Source organism: Cellulomonas sp. P5_C6, assembly GCF_054049635.1.
On the sequence record NZ_JBFULZ010000085.1, the window covers coordinates 1 to 15,886 of the forward strand.

Below are 15,886 nucleotides of genomic sequence, written 5' to 3' on the forward strand. Positions count from 1 at the left end.
CCACCGGGCCAACCCGGGAGGTCCGATCGGCGCGCGCGACGTCGCCGACGCGCTGCCCGGCACGATCGCGGAGCTGCTCGACGCATGACGCTGCCGCCCGACCTCGTCGCGCGGGTCGAGGCCCTCGCGCGCGGACCCCGCCGGATCCTCGGGATCGCCGGCGCCCCCGGGGCCGGCAAGTCGACCGTCGCCGCGCAGGTCGTCGCCGTCGCCGGGCCGCGGGCCGTCGTCGTGCCGATGGACGGGTTCCATCTCGCGCAGACCGAGCTGGAGCGGATCGGGCGCGCGGACCGCAAGGGTGCCCCCGACACGTTCGACGCCGACGGGTTCGTCGCGCTGCTGACCCGCCTCCGGCAGCCCGAGCGGACCGTGTACGCCCCCGAGTACCGCCGCGACCTGCGCAATCCTGTGGCCGGAGCGATCGCCGTGCCGCCCGAGGTGACGCTCGTCGTGGTCGAGGGGAACTACCTGCTGCTCGACGACGACGGCTTCGGCCCGGTGGCCGGCCTGCTCGACGAGTCGTGGTTCCTCGCGCCCGACGACGGTGTGCGCCTGGACCGGCTGGTCGCGCGGCACGAGGCCTTCGGCAAGTCACCGGAGGCAGCCCGCGCGTGGTCGCACGGTCCCGACGAGAACAACGCCCGGCTCGTCGCCGCGACCGCCGACCGGGCCGACGTCGTCGTCCGGATCGGGTGACCGACGGTGCGAGACTTGGCGCCGTGAGCTCGTACCCTGCGCGTGCCGTCGTCGACCTCGCGGCTGTCCGCGCCAACGTCCGGTCGCTCGCCGCGCACGCCCCGACCGCGCAGGTGCTCGCCGTGGTGAAGGCCGACGGCTACGGGCACGGGCTGGTGCCGACGGCATCGGCCGCGGTCGCCGGCGGTGCCACCTGGCTCGGCACGGCGCAGGTCGAGGAGGCCCTGGCGCTGCGGCGCGCCGGGATCGTCGGACCCCGCGTCCTGACGTGGCTCTACGCACCCGGCGCGCCCCTGCGCGAGGCGGTCGATGCCGACATCGACGTCTCGGTGTCCGCGCCGTGGGCGCTCGGCGAGCTCGCCGCGGCCGCGCGGGCCACCGGCCGACCCGCCCGGGCCCACCTCAAGGTCGACACGGGTCTGGGGCGCAACGGGCTGACCCCCGACGACCTCGCGTCGATCCTGCCGGAGGTCCTGCGCCTGCAGGCCGAGGGCGCCGTGCAGGTGGTCGGGCTGTGGAGCCACCTGGCCTTCGCCGACGAGCCGGAGCACCCCACCGTGAAGCTCCAGGCCGAGCTGTTCGCCGACGCGCTGCGCACGGTCGAGGGCGCCGGGATCTCGCTCGAGGTCCGGCACCTGGCCAACTCCGCGGCCACGCTGACCGCTCCCGGCATGCACTACGACCTGGTGCGGCCCGGGATCGCCGTCTACGGGTTGTCCCCGGTGCCGCAGCTCGGGGGGCCGGGCGACTTCGGGCTGGTGCCGGCCATGACGCTCGAGGCGTCGCTGGCGAACGTCAAGGCGGTGCCCGGCGGGCACGGCGTCTCCTACGCGCACCAATACGTCACGCCGCACGACACCGTGCTCGGCCTGGTGCCGCTCGGGTACTCCGACGGGATCCCGCGCCACGCGTCCGGCACCCAGGAGCGACCCGGCGGGCCCGTGCGCGTGGGCGGTCGCACGCTCGGCGTGGCCGGCCGCGTGTGCATGGACCAGGTCGTCCTGGACCTCGGGCCCGGAGCGGTCGAGCAGGCCGGCGACCGGGTCGAGCTGTTCGGCACCGGGCTCGACGGCGGCCCGACCGCGCAGGACTGGGCGGACGTCGCCGGGACCATCTCCTACGAGATCGTCACGCGCATCGGGTCGCGGGTGCCGCGGGTGCACGTGGACACGGAGGTCGACCGATGATCGTCACCGTCACGCTCCCCGACGCCGACGCCACGCGCGCGTACGGCCGGGCGCTCGCGGACGTCCTGCGGGCTGGCGACCTCGTGGTGCTCACGGGCGACCTCGGGGCGGGCAAGACGACCCTCACGCAGGGGATCGGCGCGGGACTGCGCGTCCGGGGGCAGGTGGCGTCGCCGACGTTCATCATCGCGCGCGAGCACCCGCCCCTCGAGCGCGAGGACGGCCGCCGCGGCCCCACCCTCGTGCACGTGGACGCCTATCGGCTGGGTTCGCTCGACGAGGTCGACGCGCTCGACCTCGACGCGAGCCTCGACGAGTCCGTCACCGTGGTCGAGTGGGGCGAGGGCTGGGTCGAGTCGCTGGCGCAGGACCGCCTCGAGGTCACACTGCAGCGGCCGCGCGGGGGAGCCCTCGGCGACGACGACCTGGACGACGCCGCCGCGGGCGAGCGCGTGGTCACCGTGCGGGCCGTGGGCGCACGCTGGGCGGACGTCGCGTTGCCCGATGCCGACCCGGTGGCAGGCTGAGACCGTGCCCGTCCTCGCCCTCGACACCTCCGCCGCCGTCGCCGTGGCCCTCACCGACGACGCCGGGGTCATCCTGGCGCAGCGCTCGGACGAGCAGCAGCGCCACCACGCCGAGCTGCTCACGCCGATGATCGCCGCCGTCCTGGCCGACGCCGGCGTCGACCGCCGGGACCTGTCGTCCGTGGTCGTCGGCACCGGCCCCGCGCCGTTCACCGGGCTGCGCGTCGGGCTGGTCACCGCCCGCACGCTGGCCCTGGCGCTCGGCATCCCGGTGCTCGGCGTCCCCAGCCTCGACGCCGTCGCCGCGCGTGCCTCGCGCCTGCTCCCCGGTGGCACCGACGTGCTCGTCGCCACCGACGCCCGGCGCCGGGAGGTGTACTGGGCCCTGTACCGCCTGCTCGAGGAGGGGCGGATCGAGGTGCTCGCCGGCCCCGAGGTCGCCGCGGCGGCCGACGTCGCCGCCGATCCTCGCAGCTCGGGGGCCCTCGTGATCGGCCGCGGCGCCCTGTTGTACGCCGACGTGCTCTCGCCGCGTACAGAGGCGTCGGAGCCCGGCGCCGGGTTCCTGGCCGTGCCGCCGGCCACGGAGGTCACCCCCGACCTGGCCGCGTCCGGCCTGCTCGACCCCGACCCCGCCGAGCTCGCCCGGCTCGCGCTGACCCGCTCCGCGGCGGGTGCCGTGCTGGACACCGAGCCGCTCTACCTGCGCCGGCCCGACGCGGTCCCCCAGGCCGCGCGCAAGCGCGTGCTCGGATGACCCAGCAGCCCGACGACGTGCTCGTCCGTGCCCTGAGCCCGGCGGACCTGCCCGACCTCGAGCGCATGGAGATCGAGCTGTTCGGGGCGGCCGCCTGGTCGCCGGAGAGCCTCGCCTCGGAGATCAGCGGCGACGGGCGCTGGTACGTCGGGGTGGTGGTCGGCGGCACGCTGGCGGGGTACGCGGGCCTGTGGTTCGACGGGTTCGACGCCCAGGTGATGACCATCGGCACCGACGAGCGGTTCCAGGGCCGCGGGCTCGGGCGCCGGATGCTCGAGAACCTGCTCGACCGGGCCCGCACGCTGGGCGCCGCCGTGGTGCTGCTCGAGGTGCGGGTGGACAACGACCCGGCCATCCACCTGTACGAGAGCGTGGGGTTCGAGAAGCTGGGCATGCGCCGGGCGTACTACCAGCCGGGCAACATCGACGCGTGGACCATGCGACTGGACCTGCGAGGGGGCAACGGGTGACCAGAGAGACCGTGATAGGCGGCGCCGAGGCGCTGGCGGCCGCGCTGGCGAGCGGTGAGCCGCCCGTCCTCCTCGACGTCCGCTGGGCGCTGGGACAGGCGGACGGGCACGAGCGGTACCTCGCCGGGCACCTGCCCGGGGCCGTGTTCGTCGACCTCGACACCGAGCTCGCCGCGCCCGCGACGCCGCAGGACGGCCGGCACCCGCTGCCGGACCTGGCGGAGCTCGAGGCGTCGGCCCGCCGCTGGGGCGTGTCGGGGGACCGGCCCGTCGTCGCGTACGACGCCGTCGGCGGCATGTCCGCGGCGCGGGTCTGGTGGCTGCTGCGGTGGGCCGGGCTCACGGACGCCCGGCTGCTCGACGGCGGCCTGGCGGCGTGGGAGGCGGCCGGGTTCCCGCTCGAGGCCGGGTCGGTGACGCCGGAACCGGGCGACGTGGTGCTGGTGCCGGGGGCGCTGCCGACGATCGACACGGACGAGGCGGCCGGCTGGACCGGGTCGCTGCTCGACGCCCGCGCGGCCGAGCGGTTCGCCGGCGACGTCGAACCCGTCGACCCGCGCGCGGGTCACATCCCCGGCGCGCTGTCCGTCCCCACGGCGGGGAACGTCGGTGCCGACGGCACCTTCCTGGCGGACGAGGAGCTGCGGGCGCGGTTCGCGGGGATCGAGGGGCCGGTCGCCGTGTACTGCGGTTCCGGGGTGACCGCCGCGCACGAGATCGCGGCGCTCGCGTCGATCGGCATCGAGGCGGCGCTGTACCCGGGCTCGTGGTCGCAGTGGTCGAACGACCCGTCGCGCCCGGCGGCCGTCGGCCGGTAGCGGGCACGCGAACGGCCGTGCCCCTCGAGGGGCACGGCCGTCGGCAGTGGTGCGTCAGACGCTGAGCGATGCCTGCGTGTAGTTCAGGCGCTCGGCGCGGGCGCGGTGCGTGCCGGTGCCCTCGACGTGCCCGACGTTGACGACGAAGAGCGACTTCCAGCCGTTCTCGGCGAAGAACTCCTGGTCGATGCCCTCGGCGTCCATGCCGCCCATCGGGGCGGCGGCCAGGCCCGCGGCGCGCAGGCCGACGATGAGGTAGCCGGCCTGGATCAGGGCGTTGGTGCGGGCCATGGTCTCGCGCTGCTCGGGCTGGCCCTCGAGCGCTCCGGCCAGGGCGGTCATGTGCGGCGCGAGCGTCGGGATGTGGGCATGGAAGCCGGTGTCGGCCGCGAGCACGAGCGACACGGGGGCGGCCAGGACGCGGTCGCGGTTGCCCTCGGCCATGTGTGCGGCGAGGCGCTGGCGGGCCTCCGGCGTGCGCACGACGAGCAGGCGCAGCGGGATGATGTTGAGGGCCGTCGGGCCCCACTTGACCAGGTCGTACACGGCGGCGATCTGCTCGTCGCTGACCTCGTCGGGGGTGAACGCGGCGGCGGTGCGCGCCTCGCGGAACAGAAGGTCGGCGACGTCGTCGGCAACAGCCAGGCCGGGCGTCGGGAAGTCGAGGCCATCCAGGACGGTCGTGTCAGTGGTCATGTCTTGTTGAAGCATCAACTATCCAGGGTTGTTCCGGGCAGCGGGGTGGCGGTGGTCACAGTCCGCGGCCCACCTATCCTGGTGGGCATGGCAGACCCTCTCGTGCTCGGGATCGAGACCTCTTGCGATGAGACGGGCGTCGCCCTCGTGCGCGGCTACGACCTGCTGGTCGACGCGGTCGCCAGCTCGGTCGACGAGCACGCGCGGTTCGGCGGGATCATCCCGGAGATCGCGTCGCGGGCGCACCTCGAGGCCATGGTGCCGACGATCGAGCGGGCGCTGGCCACCGCCGACGTCTCGCTCGGCGAGGTCGACGCGATCGCGGTCACCGCCGGCCCGGGGCTCGTCGGCCCCCTGACCGTGGGGGCGTCGGCGGCGAAGGCCCTGGCGCTCGCGCTCGACAAGCCGCTCTACGGCGTCAACCACGTGATCGGCCACGCGGTGGTCGACGAGCTGGTCGACGGCGCGTTCCCCGAGCGGGTCATGGCGCTCGTGGTCTCGGGCGGGCACTCGTCGCTGCTGCTCATCGACGACACGGTCAACATCACCGAGCTGGGCTCGACGCTGGACGACGCGGCGGGCGAGGCGTTCGACAAGGTCGGCCGGCTGCTCGGGCTCCCGTACCCCGGCGGCCCGCACATCGACCGCCTCGCGCGCGAGGGCGACCCCACCGCGATCCGCTTCCCCCGGGGCCTGACCGCGGCCAAGGACCAGGCCGCGCACGCCGCCGACTTCTCGTTCTCCGGCCTCAAGACGGCCGTCGCCCGGTGGGTCGAGGCCCGGCAGGACGCAGGCCTGGAGGTGCCGCTGCCCGACGTCGCCGCATCGTTCGCGGAGGCCGTGGCCGACGTGCTGACCGCGAAGACGATCGCCGCGTGCCGCGCCCACGGCGTCGAGACCCTGGTGGTCGGCGGCGGCTTCTCCGCGAACTCGCAGCTGCGGGACATGGCCGCGAAGCGCTGCGCCGAGGCCGGGATCGAGCTCCGCATCCCCCCGATCCGCTACTGCACCGACAACGGGGCCATGATCGCGGCGCTGGGCTCCGCGGTCGTCCGCCGCGGCCTCCCGCCKTCGTCGCTCGACCTGCCGGTCGACTCGTCGATGCCGTTGACGACCGTGCTGGTCTGAGGACGCGCGGTCGCGCGGAGCCTAGAGGGGTCGCCCGGCCTTCATCTCGGCGACGAGCGAGCGGACGACGGCGTCGAGCTCGCCCGCATGCCGCCGGGCGACCGCACGCTGGCGCTGGTAGGACGCACCCCGGCGCAGGATCACGCGCACCTGCTCGAGCTCGGCGGCGCAGCCCAGCCGCTCGGCGACCGGGGCCAGGTCGACCAGCCAGCGGCCGACGGCGTCGGTGACCAGCTCCTCGTCGCCGGCCGCGTTCGTGATGATGATCGCGTCCATGCCGTAGCGGGCCGASCGCCACTTGTTCTCCTGCGCGAACCACGGCGGCAGCGTCGGCAGCGTCTCGCCGCGGTCGAGCATGGTCGAGAAGTGCTCGACGAAGCAGTGCGTGAGCGCCGAGATCGCCGCGACCTCGAGCAGGTTGGAGGCGCCGTCGGCGATCCGCATCTCCAGGGTGCCGAACCGGGGGGACGGACGGACGTCCCAGCGGACCTCGTCGAACTGGTCGATCACGCCGGTGTGCAGCATGTCGCCCACGTACTGCTCGAGCTGGGACCACTCCTCGAAGCCGAACGGCAGCCCGGCGGTCGGCAGCTGCTGGAAGAGGAGCGCGCGGTTGGACGCGTAGCCCGTGTCCTTGCCGCCCCAGAAGGGGGACGATGCCGACAGCGACTGGATGTGCGCGAACACCGTGAGCATCGCCCGCGAGATCGGCAGGACCTTGTCGCGGTCCTCGATGCCGACGTGCACGTGCACGCCGTAGATGAGCATCTGCCGGCCCCACCACTGCGTGCGGTCGATGAGGGTGGCGTACCGCTGCTTGTCGGTGACCTTCTGCTGGGCCCAGTGCGCGAAGGGGTGCGTGGCGCCGCCCATGAGCTCGATGCGCAGGGGAGAGGCGACCGCGCTCACCTCGTCGAGGGMGCGCTGGAGGTCGGCGGTCGCCTCGGCGATGGTCCGGCTCTTGTTCGACCGGATCTCCACGGTGTTGAGCAGCAGCTCCTGGGTGATCAGCGGGTGCTCGGACCCGTCGGCGGGTCGGACCGCCGCCAGCACGGCCTCGGCGGCCTGGCGCAGGTCGCCGGAGTCGGCGTCGACCAGCCCGACCTCCCACTCGATCCCGACGGTCGAGCGCTCGGACTGCGCGAACGGCAGCGGCACCGGGGCGGCCATCAGGCGGGCTCCACCACGAGCACCTGCTGGCTTCCCGCTACCCGCGTGAGGATGATCGTGCCCGTCGCGCTGCCCCGCAGGTCGAGCTGGCGGCGCAGCTGCTCGGGCACCACGGCGGTGCCGCGCTTCTTGATGGTGAGCTTTCCCACGTCGCGACCTCGCAGGTAGGTCCGGAGCCGCTTGAGGCCGAACGGCATGGTGTCGAGCACCCGGTACGCCGTCGCGGCCGGCACCGGCACCAGCGCGTCCGACGTCACGTACGCGATGGTGGGGTCGACGAGCCGGCCGCGCACCTGGGCCGCGATCTCGCCGACCAGCCCCGCGCGGATCACGGCGCCGTCGGGCTCGTAGAGGTAGCCGCCCACGGGCCCGGTCGGCGGCCGCTCGTCGGAGGTCTGCTCCACCACGTGCGCCTCGCCCGCGCGCAGGACCAGCGCGGAGCGGCCCGGTCCCTCCGGGGCGAGCGGACCGAACCAGAGCCCGACCTCGACGACGTCGCCGTCGACCGAGACCCACTGCGCGTGGGCGTCGCGGGGCAGCGCCGTGTGGGGGATGCCCGGGCCGAGCTTGAGCCCGAGCGCGGGCACCCGCTCGCGGACGGCGAGGACCGCGTCGAGCGACGGCTCGTACGCGGCCGGGTCGAACACCCGGCTGCCCGAGGAGGTCCGGCGTGCGGGGTCCGCGTAGACCCCGTCGACCCCCTCGGCCTCGAGGTCCAGCGCGAGCCCGTCGCCGTGCCGCACGTGCGCGTCGGGGAAGTGCCGCAGGTTCACGGTCGCGATCGCGGCTGTCGCCTCGTCGACGTCGGTGGCCAGCACGCTCAGGCCGATGCCGGCGAAGGCCATGGCGTCCGCGCCGATGCCGCTGGTGAGGTCCGCGACCAGGGTGCTGCCCGCGTCCCGGTACCGGCGGGCGTGGTGGGCGGCGACGGAGAGGCGCGTGGCCTGCTCGAGGCCGGCCGCGGTGAAGAGCATGCCGTCCGCGAACGTGCCGAACTTGGCGGCGGCCTTGGCGCGCAGGCGCGACTGGGTGAGAGCGGCGGCGACGAGCGCGGGGTCGATGCCCTCGTCGCGCAGGCGCTCGGACAGGGCCATCGTGCGGGACTCGTCGTACGGCGGCAGCGCCGACAGCAGGGCCCAGCCCGCGGGGCTGAGCAGCTGGGCGATGCCGTCGCGGTCCATGCCCGCGATCCTCGCACGCAGCGACCCTCCCGGTGGGTGATCCGGACGGCTTGCTGGCACTCGCCTTGACCGAGTGCTAACCGGTTCCTAGAGTGAGTGGCTGGCACTCTCCCGGTGAGTGTGCCAGCTGTGCTCCAGGCCGCGGCACCCGCGACGACGTGGCCCGACAGCGCGCACGAACCTCAGAGAACTACTCACATGCGAAGGGGAGGTCCGCTGTGTCGGTCTCCATCAAGCCCCTCGAGGACCGGATCGTCGTCAAGACGCTCGAGGCAGAGACGACGACCGCTTCCGGTCTCGTCATCCCGGACAGCGCCAAGGAGAAGCCCCAGGAGGGCGAGGTCCTGGCGGTCGGTCCCGGCCGTGTCGACGACAACGGCAACCGGATCCCGCTCGACGTCGCCGTCGGCGACAAGGTCATCTACTCGAAGTACGGCGGCACCGAGGTCAAGTACTCGGGCGAGGAGTTCCTCATCCTCTCGGCCCGCGACATCCTCGCGATCGTCGTCAAGTGATCGCCGGGGCGCACTAGCCGCCCCGCACGCAGCAGGGCCCTCACGGCGACGCCGTGGGGGCCCTGCTCGTTCATGGGCGTCCGCTTCCTGGACGTCCGCTTCCTAGACGTCGGCGCAGCCCAGCGGCTCCGCCGCCGTGACGGTGTCCGGGCAGACCTGGTGGATCCAGCCCTGCACGCCCCACTCGTCCTGGGTGCTGTCGACGAACAGCTCGAGGCCGTCGATGCCCGGACCCACGCGGTAGTAGGTGGTGAGGGGGTCGCCCTCCGTGCTCAGGGCGGTCACGACGAGCTCGGCGCCGTCAGCCGTCGCCGCATCGTCGAGGCAGGCCCACGCGTCGTCGCCGACCGTCCTGCCCTGGTCGACCCGGACCGTGCCGCAGGAGGGCAGCTCGGTGCGCTCGGTGAACGATGCCGGCGCACCCCCGCCCTGGCACGCCGAGAGGGCGAGCGCCACCCCGAGCGCGATCGCCGCCGTCCGTCGGCCTGGGTCCATACCCGGACTGTGTCCCCGACGGGGAAGATCTTGCGCGGCACACGGAAGAGCCCTCCCCTCGTCGTGCCGAGGGGAGGGCTCTGCTCGTGGGAGCTGTGATCGTGGGTGCTCGGGGTCAGCCGACCCGGCTGGCGCGGCCGCGCTGGGCGAGGATCGCGGCGCGCTCGTCCTCGGACAGCCCGCCCCACACGCCGTAGGGCTCCCGGACGGCCAGCGACTGCTCGCGGCACTCCTTGATGACCGGGCACGTGGCGCAGATCGCCTTGGCGGCCTCGGCGCGGCGACGGCGAGCGGAGCCCCGCTCGCCCTCGGGGTGGAAGAAGAGGTCCTGGTCCTCGTCGCGGCAGGCTCCGTCGAACTGCCACTCCCACAGGTCCATCACCGGTCCGGGAAGGCGCGAGATCTCGGCCATGAGTTCCTCCTCAGTCGATCCGTCGCGTGGCCGCGATGGCGGCTGCGCCGGGAAGTCGTGAACACGGGAAGCCCGCGATGTCTACGGGGTGACGCGTTGGAGAGGACGTTACAACCGCGCCAGAAGTTGTTCAAGACCGTGTCACACATTCGTGTGATGACGCGATTGCGGGTGAAGCCGCAGGTCGGCGTGTCGTCGTGCGACACGCCAGGGCGGGCCGATTCGACGTGGCCTGGCAGAATCGCGCCATGGTGACGCGCGAGGACGACGAACCGGCGGGACCGCCGACGCCCGCCCTCGCCGTCGCCGCGGTGGCCCGACGGCTGGGCGTCGCCCCCGCCACGCTGCGCACCTGGGACCGGCGGTACGGGCTCGGTCCGTCGGAGCACTCCGCGGGCGCGCACCGCCGGTACTCGGCCGTCGACGTCGAACGACTGCTGGTGATGCGCCGGCTCACGCTCGACGGCGTCGCACCCGCCGAGTCCGCCCGCATCGCGCTCGCGACCGACGTCGCCGCCGGCCCTGCCGCGGATGCCCTGGACGGCGAGTCGACACCGACCGCCGTCGTGGACGCCGCGCTCGCGGGGGACGTGGACCGGTGCCACCGCCTCCTCGCGCTCGACGGCCGCGGCGACGTCGTGCAGTGGTGGACGGGCCTGGTCGAGCCCGTGCTCGCCGCCCTGGCCCGCCGGACCGTGGTGGACCCGCCCGGGGTCGACGCGGTCGCCGCGGTGCACGCCGGCGTGCTCGCGGCCCTGCGGCAGCGCCTCGCGCCCCTGGCAGGTGCCCGGCGGCCCGTGGTCCTCGTGCTCGTCGCGCCGCGCGAACCCCGGCCGCTCGTCGCGCACGCCCTGGCCGGCGCGCTCGCGGCGGAGGGGGTGGATGCCCGGATCGTCGGCGGTCCCGTCGGCGCCCACCACGCCGTCGAGCTCGCGGCCATGACCCGGGCGAAGGCCGTCGTGACGCTGGGGGAGCGGGTCGACGCGGACCTCGAGGTGGTGGAGCGGCTCGCCGGCGAGCAGCCCCACCTGCCGCAGTTCGTGATGGTCCCCGACGCCGCCGCGCACGCCGTCCCGCTGGACCGCTCGGTGCACCGGGCACGCACCTTCACGGGCCTCCTGCACGAGGTGCTGGCAGTTGCGACCGCGGGTGTCGAGCGCTGAACGGACGAATCGCCGCCGCMGAGTGGGGGAGACATTCCGCTCAGGAGGCGCACAGCCGGACGAAGCCCCGTCCGGAGCGGGTGGGGTTCGCCACTGCGGCTAACTTCTGCCTGATCGTCGGCCGATAGGAACCAAGTGCCCCGACGGGGCCCGAGAGGGGATACAACATGGCGGGAGTCGTGGTCTGTCACGGCTCGGCGGTCGTTCGTGAGCGGCTCGTCGTGACCTCCATCGGCGTGCCCGCACTCGGCCCGGTACGCGCGGCGTCGTCGGTCGACGAGCTGCTGAGCCTGGCGCGGCGCATGCCGCCGACGGTCGTGCTGCTCGATGCGCACCTGGCGGCACCGGGGGCGATCGAGGCGATCCGTCGTCTGCGTGCCGTCGCGCCCGCCGCCGCCATCGTGCTGCTCGCGCTGCCGGACGACACCGTGGCGCTCGACCGTGCGCTCGCGCTCGGTGCCCGTGGCTTCCTGGCGCCCGACGTCGGCCGCGCCGAGCTCTCCGCGGTCGCCGCCCACGTGCTGGCCAGCCCCGTGCTGCCCGCGCCCGCCGGGCCGCGCACGCCGCCCGTCGACGTGCCCAGCCAGGGTGGGTTCCGGGGCGACGCGCGGACCCCGTCCGAGGGTGTGCCGGTCGTCTCCGCGCCGGACGCGAACGGTGCTCCGGTCGGCGTCCCCACCACGGGGGCCATCCCCGGCGTGCCGCTGACCAAGCGCGAGATCGAGGTGCTCACCGGCATGAGCCACGGCCGGTCGAACGCGCAGATCGGCGCCGAGCTCTACCTGTCCGAGGACACGGTCAAGACCCACGCCCGCCGGCTGTTCCGCAAGCTCGGCGCCAACGACCGGGCCCAGGCTGTCGCGATCGGTCTACGGCGAGGGCTGATCCGGTAGTTCCGAGCACGTATCCTTGCCAGATGACGGAGCACTCGCCTGCCGACCCGTTCGCGCGCATCGGGCTGACCTACGACGACGTGCTCCTCCTGCCGGGGGAGACGGACGTCATCCCGAGCGAGGTGGACACCACCTCGCGCCTGACGCGCGAGATCTCGGTGCGCGTGCCGCTGCTGTCGGCCGCCATGGACACCGTCACCGAGTCGCGCATGGCCATCGCCATGGCGCGCCAGGGCGGCATCGGGATCCTGCACCGSAACCTGTCCATCGAGGACCAGGCSCACCAGGTCGACCTGGTGAAGCGCTCCGAGTCCGGCATGATCACGGACCCGGTCACGGTCGGCCCGGACGCGACGCTCGCGGAGCTCGACCACCTGTGCGGCATCTACCGCGTGTCCGGCCTGCCGGTCATCGCGGAGAACGGGCTGCTGCTCGGCATCATCACCAACCGTGACCTGCGCTTCGTGCCCGGCGGCGAGTTCGAGACCCGCCGCGTGCGCGAGATCATGACGCCGATGCCCCTGGTCACCGCGCCGGTCGGGATCGCGCGCGACGACGCCGCGGCCCTGCTGGCCAAGCACAAGATCGAGAAGCTGCCGCTGGTCGACGACGCCGGCATCCTGCGCGGGCTCATCACCGTCAAGGACTTCGTGAAGACCGAGCAGTACCCGGACGCCACGAAGGACGGGGAGGGTCGGCTGGTCGTCGGTGCCGCCATCGGCTTCTTCGGGGATGCCTGGGAGCGGGCCTCCGCACTGGTGGAGGCGGGGGTGGACGCGCTCGTCGTCGACACCGCCAACGGCCACGCCCGGCTGATGCTCGACATGGTCCGCCGGCTGAAGTCCGACCCCGCGACCCGCCACGTCCAGGTCATCGGCGGCAACGTCGCGACGACCCCGGGTGCGCAGGCGCTGGTCGACGCAGGGGTCGACGCCGTGAAGGTCGGCGTCGGGCCCGGCTCCATCTGCACCACCCGCGTGGTCGCCGGCGTCGGTGTCCCGCAGGTCACCGCCATCTACGACGCCGCYCGCGCCTGCAAGCCGGCCGGCGTGCCGGTCATCGGCGACGGCGGCCTGCAGTACTCCGGGGACATCGCCAAGGCCCTCGTCGCCGGGGCGGACACCGTCATGCTCGGGTCGCTGCTGGCCGGCTGCGACGAGTCGCCGGGCGAGCTCGTGTTCGTCAACGGCAAGCAGTACAAGCACTACCGCGGCATGGGGTCGCTGGGGGCCATGGCGTCGCGCGGCCGGATCTCGTACTCCAAGGACCGGTACTTCCAGGCCGACGTGTCGTCCGACGAGAAGATCGTCCCCGAGGGCATCGAGGGCCAGGTGCCGTACCGCGGCCCGCTGTCGGCCGTCGCGCACCAGCTGATCGGTGGCCTGCACCAGTCGATGTTCTACGTCGGCGCGCACACGATCCCGCAGCTGCAGGACCGGGGGAAGTTCATCCGGATCACGGCAGCCGGGCTCAAGGAGTCCCACCCGCACGACATCCAGATGACCGTCGAGGCGCCGAACTACACCGGCCGCTGAGCACTCTTGTCTGACCCGGCGGACTTCTACACCGGGCTGGTCGCCGAGCTGTACGGGCCGCTGCGGTCCTTCACGTCCGACCCCGCGCCGTACGCCTCGTTCATCCGCGCGTCCGGCGAGCCCGCCCTCGAGCTCGGGTGCGGCGACGGCGACCCGCTCCTCGACCTGCGTGCGCTCGGGCTCGACGTGGACGGTGTGGACTCGTCGGCCGACATGCTCGACCGACTGCGGCGCGCGGCTGCTGCGCGGGAGCTGGCGGTCACCGTCTTTCGGCAACGCATGGAGGAGCTCGACCTGCCGCGCCGGTACCGGTCGATCTTCCTGGCCGGGGCGACCTTCAACCTCCTTCCTTCCGACGACGTCGCCCTCCGGGCCCTCCGCGCGATCCGCGCGCACCTGACCGACGACGGGTCCGCGCTGGTGCCGTTGTTCGTGCCGGGTCCGACGCCCGCCGTGCAGATCGGGGTGTTCCGCGAGGCGTTCATCGGTGGCGCAGTGCTGCGGGTCGCTGTCGTGCACGAGTCGCTCGATCACGCGGCGCGCGTCCGACGGACGACGCTGCGGTACGAGCGGGTGGCGGACGGGGTCGTCGAGGTGGCGGAGCGTGAGTGGCTCCTGCACTGGTACACGCGGGCCGGGTTCGAGGCGCTCGCCGTCGTGGCCGGGCTCGAGCCGACGACTGTCGCTGATCCCGAGGACGCGGCCGCGGTGACGGTGACGCTGCGGGTTCGGTGAGGCTTCCCGGAACGGAAGCGCATTTCTGGCGGTCAATTGTTGTGTGGATGACCGGTCGATTTTCGGGGGCTGTGGGCGGCTCGATGCATCGTCGGCAGGTCGCTGACCTGCGAACATGTGAATTCCTCCTTTTGTCTCACGATGCGGTCGAATGCCCCGGTGAATGTCAGTGGTGGCTGGGAGACTTCTTTGTGGCGGGATTGTGGGACCCGGTTCGCGGGTTCGCCCCGGTGGCGCGAGGAGGTGGGCGGCGGTGTCGATCGAGGAGATCTCGCGGGGGGCGAGTCGTCCGCGCGCAGCCGCCGCCGCAGGTGAGGTCGGGTCCGAACCGGGTGGGGCGTGTGCCGAGTCCGAGACCGCGGGGTCCGGTGTCGGGTCGGCGGCGCCGGAGACCGCGGGGTCCGGTGTCGGGTCGCCGGCGGCGGCGTTGGCGGCGTTGACTGCGGCGGTCGACGCGCTGGCGGCCGCATCCGACCCGACCTGCCCCACGGGTCGCCTGGAGGGGGAGGCGGCGGTCGAGGTGGTGCGCGAGGCCCTCGCGGTGGCGGGGCGYTTGTCGGCGATCGCGGCGCGGGTGGTGCCGGTGGTGGAGGCGGACGGGTGGTGGGCGCTGGATGGTGCCCGGTCGATCACGACGTGGGTCGCGGCGCAGGGTCGGCTGCCGCACGGGGAGGCCAAGCGGCTGGTCACGTTGGGGCGGGCGTTCCGCGACGCGGCACCGCGCACCGCGGCCGACGCGGTCGCCGGCACCGTGCCCGTSGACGCGGCSCACGCGATCGCGGCCGCGGCGAACACCCAGGACCGTCGCWCGGCCCTGGCCGCCCCCAGCGAGGAGTGCGGGGAGGAGTTCCTGCTGGAGCTGGCCCGGGTGCTGCCGGCCGCCCAGTTCCGGGTGCTGACCCGCCGCTGGGCCGCGCACGCCGACCCCGGCGCCGACGACCGCGGCYACGTCGAAGCCTCCGACCGGGAGTTCTTGACCCTSGCSCAGACGATGGACGGGTGCCACCTGCGCGGGTTCCTGACCRCCGAGCACGGGCACGCCCTGCAAGCCGCCCTGGACGCSRTGACCRCCAAGTCCGCCGACCAGGCMGGKCACCCCGCGAGCCGGCGCCGCGCGGGGGCGTTGCTGAACCTGACCCGCCTGGTCCTGGACCGCGACCTGACCGGCACCACCGGCACCCACCGCCCGCACATCACCGCCGTGGTCGACCTGGACACCCTGCACCGCGCCCTGAACCGCGCCCCCGGCACCCGGGCGGGCGACGACACGACACCCGGCCCCCGGTCCGGCGTCAATGGCGAGCCGCAGGAAGTGGGTTCGGGCGACGACCAGTCGCCAACCGGATCGCCACCAGCGGGAGACGTCGGGTCACCGCCGTCACCACCAGCCGGCAGCGCACCACCGCGCCCGCCGGGGCCGGTCGGGGACGTGGAGCGGTTCGCGGTCGCCGAGCTGGTCGGCACCGGACCCATCCCGGACACCGTGCTCGCCCGGCTCGCGTGCGACT

18 protein-coding genes are annotated in these 15,886 nt (G+C 74.1%); 13 read left to right on the forward strand and 5 right to left on the reverse strand.

Features of this window, described 5'->3' with window-relative positions; translation table 11 throughout:
* The first annotated feature begins 84 nt into the window (after positions 1 to 84).
* From ACXJKG_RS11470 to ACXJKG_RS11495, 6 genes are read left to right on the forward strand one after another with little or no spacing between them, the layout of a single operon-like run.
* A complete protein-coding gene (locus ACXJKG_RS11470) occupies positions 85 to 696 on the forward strand; it encodes a nucleoside/nucleotide kinase family protein (protein ID WP_456845892.1) in 612 nt (203 codons plus the stop codon).
* Positions 697 to 719: 23 nt separating this feature from the next.
* The gene (alr, locus tag ACXJKG_RS11475) at positions 720 to 1,883 is read left to right on the forward strand and encodes an alanine racemase (RefSeq protein ID WP_456845893.1); all 1,164 of its coding nucleotides are present in this window, start codon (positions 720 to 722) and stop codon (positions 1,881 to 1,883) included.
* The gene (gene tsaE / locus ACXJKG_RS11480) at positions 1,880 to 2,410 is read left to right on the forward strand and encodes a tRNA (adenosine(37)-N6)-threonylcarbamoyltransferase complex ATPase subunit type 1 TsaE (RefSeq protein ID WP_456845894.1); all 531 of its coding nucleotides are present in this window, start codon (positions 1,880 to 1,882) and stop codon (positions 2,408 to 2,410) included. Before alr ends, tsaE begins: the two co-directional genes overlap by 4 nt.
* A gap of 4 nt (positions 2,411 to 2,414) precedes the next feature.
* Positions 2,415 to 3,167: a tRNA (adenosine(37)-N6)-threonylcarbamoyltransferase complex dimerization subunit type 1 TsaB gene (gene tsaB / locus ACXJKG_RS11485; protein WP_456845895.1), complete on the forward strand. Its 753-nt coding sequence runs from the start codon at positions 2,415 to 2,417 to the stop codon at positions 3,165 to 3,167.
* The gene (gene rimI / locus ACXJKG_RS11490) at positions 3,164 to 3,637 is read left to right on the forward strand and encodes a ribosomal protein S18-alanine N-acetyltransferase (RefSeq protein ID WP_456845896.1); all 474 of its coding nucleotides are present in this window, start codon (positions 3,164 to 3,166) and stop codon (positions 3,635 to 3,637) included. Before tsaB ends, rimI begins: the two co-directional genes overlap by 4 nt.
* A complete protein-coding gene (locus ACXJKG_RS11495) occupies positions 3,634 to 4,455 on the forward strand; it encodes a sulfurtransferase (RefSeq protein ID WP_456845897.1) in 822 nt (273 codons plus the stop codon). The genes rimI and ACXJKG_RS11495 overlap by 4 nt, the downstream gene beginning before the upstream one ends.
* Positions 4,456 to 4,509: 54 nt before the next feature.
* On the opposite strand, the gene ACXJKG_RS11500 is transcribed toward ACXJKG_RS11495, so the two are convergent.
* The gene (locus ACXJKG_RS11500; RefSeq protein ID WP_456845898.1) at positions 4,510 to 5,151 is read right to left on the reverse strand and encodes a malonic semialdehyde reductase; all 642 of its coding nucleotides are present in this window, start codon (positions 5,149 to 5,151) and stop codon (positions 4,510 to 4,512) included.
* A gap of 87 nt (positions 5,152 to 5,238) precedes the next feature.
* Here ACXJKG_RS11500 and tsaD point away from each other — a divergent pair, with 87 nt between their 5' ends.
* Positions 5,239 to 6,279: a tRNA (adenosine(37)-N6)-threonylcarbamoyltransferase complex transferase subunit TsaD gene (gene tsaD / locus ACXJKG_RS11505; protein WP_456845899.1), complete on the forward strand. Its 1,041-nt coding sequence runs from the start codon at positions 5,239 to 5,241 to the stop codon at positions 6,277 to 6,279.
* Between the two features lie 21 nt (positions 6,280 to 6,300).
* On the opposite strand, the gene ACXJKG_RS11510 is transcribed toward tsaD, so the two are convergent.
* A complete protein-coding gene (locus tag ACXJKG_RS11510; RefSeq protein WP_456845900.1) occupies positions 6,301 to 7,449 on the reverse strand; it encodes a glutamate--cysteine ligase in 1,149 nt (382 codons plus the stop codon).
* Positions 7,449 to 8,630: a THUMP-like domain-containing protein gene (locus tag ACXJKG_RS11515; protein WP_456845901.1), complete on the reverse strand. Its 1,182-nt coding sequence runs from the start codon at positions 8,628 to 8,630 to the stop codon at positions 7,449 to 7,451. Before ACXJKG_RS11515 ends, ACXJKG_RS11510 begins: the two co-directional genes overlap by 1 nt.
* A gap of 218 nt (positions 8,631 to 8,848) precedes the next feature.
* Here ACXJKG_RS11515 and groES point away from each other — a divergent pair, with 218 nt between their 5' ends.
* A complete protein-coding gene (gene groES / locus ACXJKG_RS11520) occupies positions 8,849 to 9,145 on the forward strand; it encodes a co-chaperone GroES (RefSeq protein WP_456845902.1) in 297 nt (98 codons plus the stop codon).
* A 102-nt stretch (positions 9,146 to 9,247) separates the two neighbouring features.
* Here groES and ACXJKG_RS11525 read toward each other — a convergent pair whose 3' ends face one another.
* Positions 9,248 to 9,640, reverse strand: coding sequence for a hypothetical protein (locus tag ACXJKG_RS11525; RefSeq protein WP_456845903.1), 393 nt, complete (start codon positions 9,638 to 9,640; stop codon positions 9,248 to 9,250).
* Positions 9,641 to 9,755: 115 nt separating this feature from the next.
* Positions 9,756 to 10,052, reverse strand: a complete 297-nt coding sequence (locus ACXJKG_RS11530) for a WhiB family transcriptional regulator (RefSeq protein ID WP_456845904.1) — start codon at positions 10,050 to 10,052, stop codon at positions 9,756 to 9,758.
* 248 nt (positions 10,053 to 10,300) lie between these two features.
* On the opposite strand from ACXJKG_RS11530, the gene ACXJKG_RS11535 reads away from it, so the two are divergent.
* The 5 genes from ACXJKG_RS11535 to ACXJKG_RS11555 form a co-directional block, all read left to right on the forward strand.
* Positions 10,301 to 11,215 (forward strand): MerR family transcriptional regulator, encoded by a 915-nt coding sequence (locus ACXJKG_RS11535; RefSeq protein ID WP_456845905.1) that lies wholly within the window; start codon positions 10,301 to 10,303, stop codon positions 11,213 to 11,215.
* Between the two features lie 221 nt (positions 11,216 to 11,436).
* Positions 11,437 to 12,108 carry a response regulator transcription factor gene (locus ACXJKG_RS11540; RefSeq protein WP_456845906.1) on the forward strand — a complete coding sequence of 224 codons (672 nt, stop codon included), beginning with the start codon at positions 11,437 to 11,439 and terminating at the stop codon, positions 12,106 to 12,108.
* Positions 12,109 to 12,131: 23 nt separating this feature from the next.
* A complete protein-coding gene (gene guaB, locus ACXJKG_RS11545; RefSeq protein WP_456845907.1) occupies positions 12,132 to 13,643 on the forward strand; it encodes an IMP dehydrogenase in 1,512 nt (503 codons plus the stop codon).
* A 6-nt stretch (positions 13,644 to 13,649) separates the two neighbouring features.
* Positions 13,650 to 14,378, forward strand: coding sequence for a class I SAM-dependent methyltransferase (locus ACXJKG_RS11550; protein WP_456845908.1), 729 nt, complete (start codon positions 13,650 to 13,652; stop codon positions 14,376 to 14,378).
* Positions 14,379 to 14,814: 436 nt separating this feature from the next.
* Positions 14,815 to 15,886 (forward strand): DUF222 domain-containing protein (locus ACXJKG_RS11555; protein ID WP_456845909.1); only part of this gene is annotated, 1,072 nt, incomplete at its 3' end.

Bases quoted from the DNA above. Each gene is read 5' to 3' on its own strand.
- ACXJKG_RS11470 (WP_456845892.1), top strand. From the start codon at position 85: ATGACGCTGCCGCCCGACCTCGTCGCGCGGGTCGAGGCCCTCGCGCGC.
- tsaE (WP_456845894.1), top strand. From the start codon at position 1,880: ATGATCGTCACCGTCACGCTCCCCGACGCCGACGCCACGCGCGCGTAC.
- rimI (WP_456845896.1), top strand. From the start codon at position 3,164: ATGACCCAGCAGCCCGACGACGTGCTCGTCCGTGCCCTGAGCCCGGCG.
- ACXJKG_RS11500 (WP_456845898.1), bottom strand. From the start codon at position 5,151: ATGACCACTGACACGACCGTCCTGGATGGCCTCGACTTCCCGACGCCC.
- ACXJKG_RS11515 (WP_456845901.1), bottom strand. From the start codon at position 8,630: ATGGACCGCGACGGCATCGCCCAGCTGCTCAGCCCCGCGGGCTGGGCC.
- ACXJKG_RS11525 (WP_456845903.1), bottom strand. From the start codon at position 9,640: ATGGACCCAGGCCGACGGACGGCGGCGATCGCGCTCGGGGTGGCGCTC.
- ACXJKG_RS11530 (WP_456845904.1), bottom strand. From the start codon at position 10,052: ATGGCCGAGATCTCGCGCCTTCCCGGACCGGTGATGGACCTGTGGGAG.
- ACXJKG_RS11535 (WP_456845905.1), top strand. From the start codon at position 10,301: ATGGTGACGCGCGAGGACGACGAACCGGCGGGACCGCCGACGCCCGCC.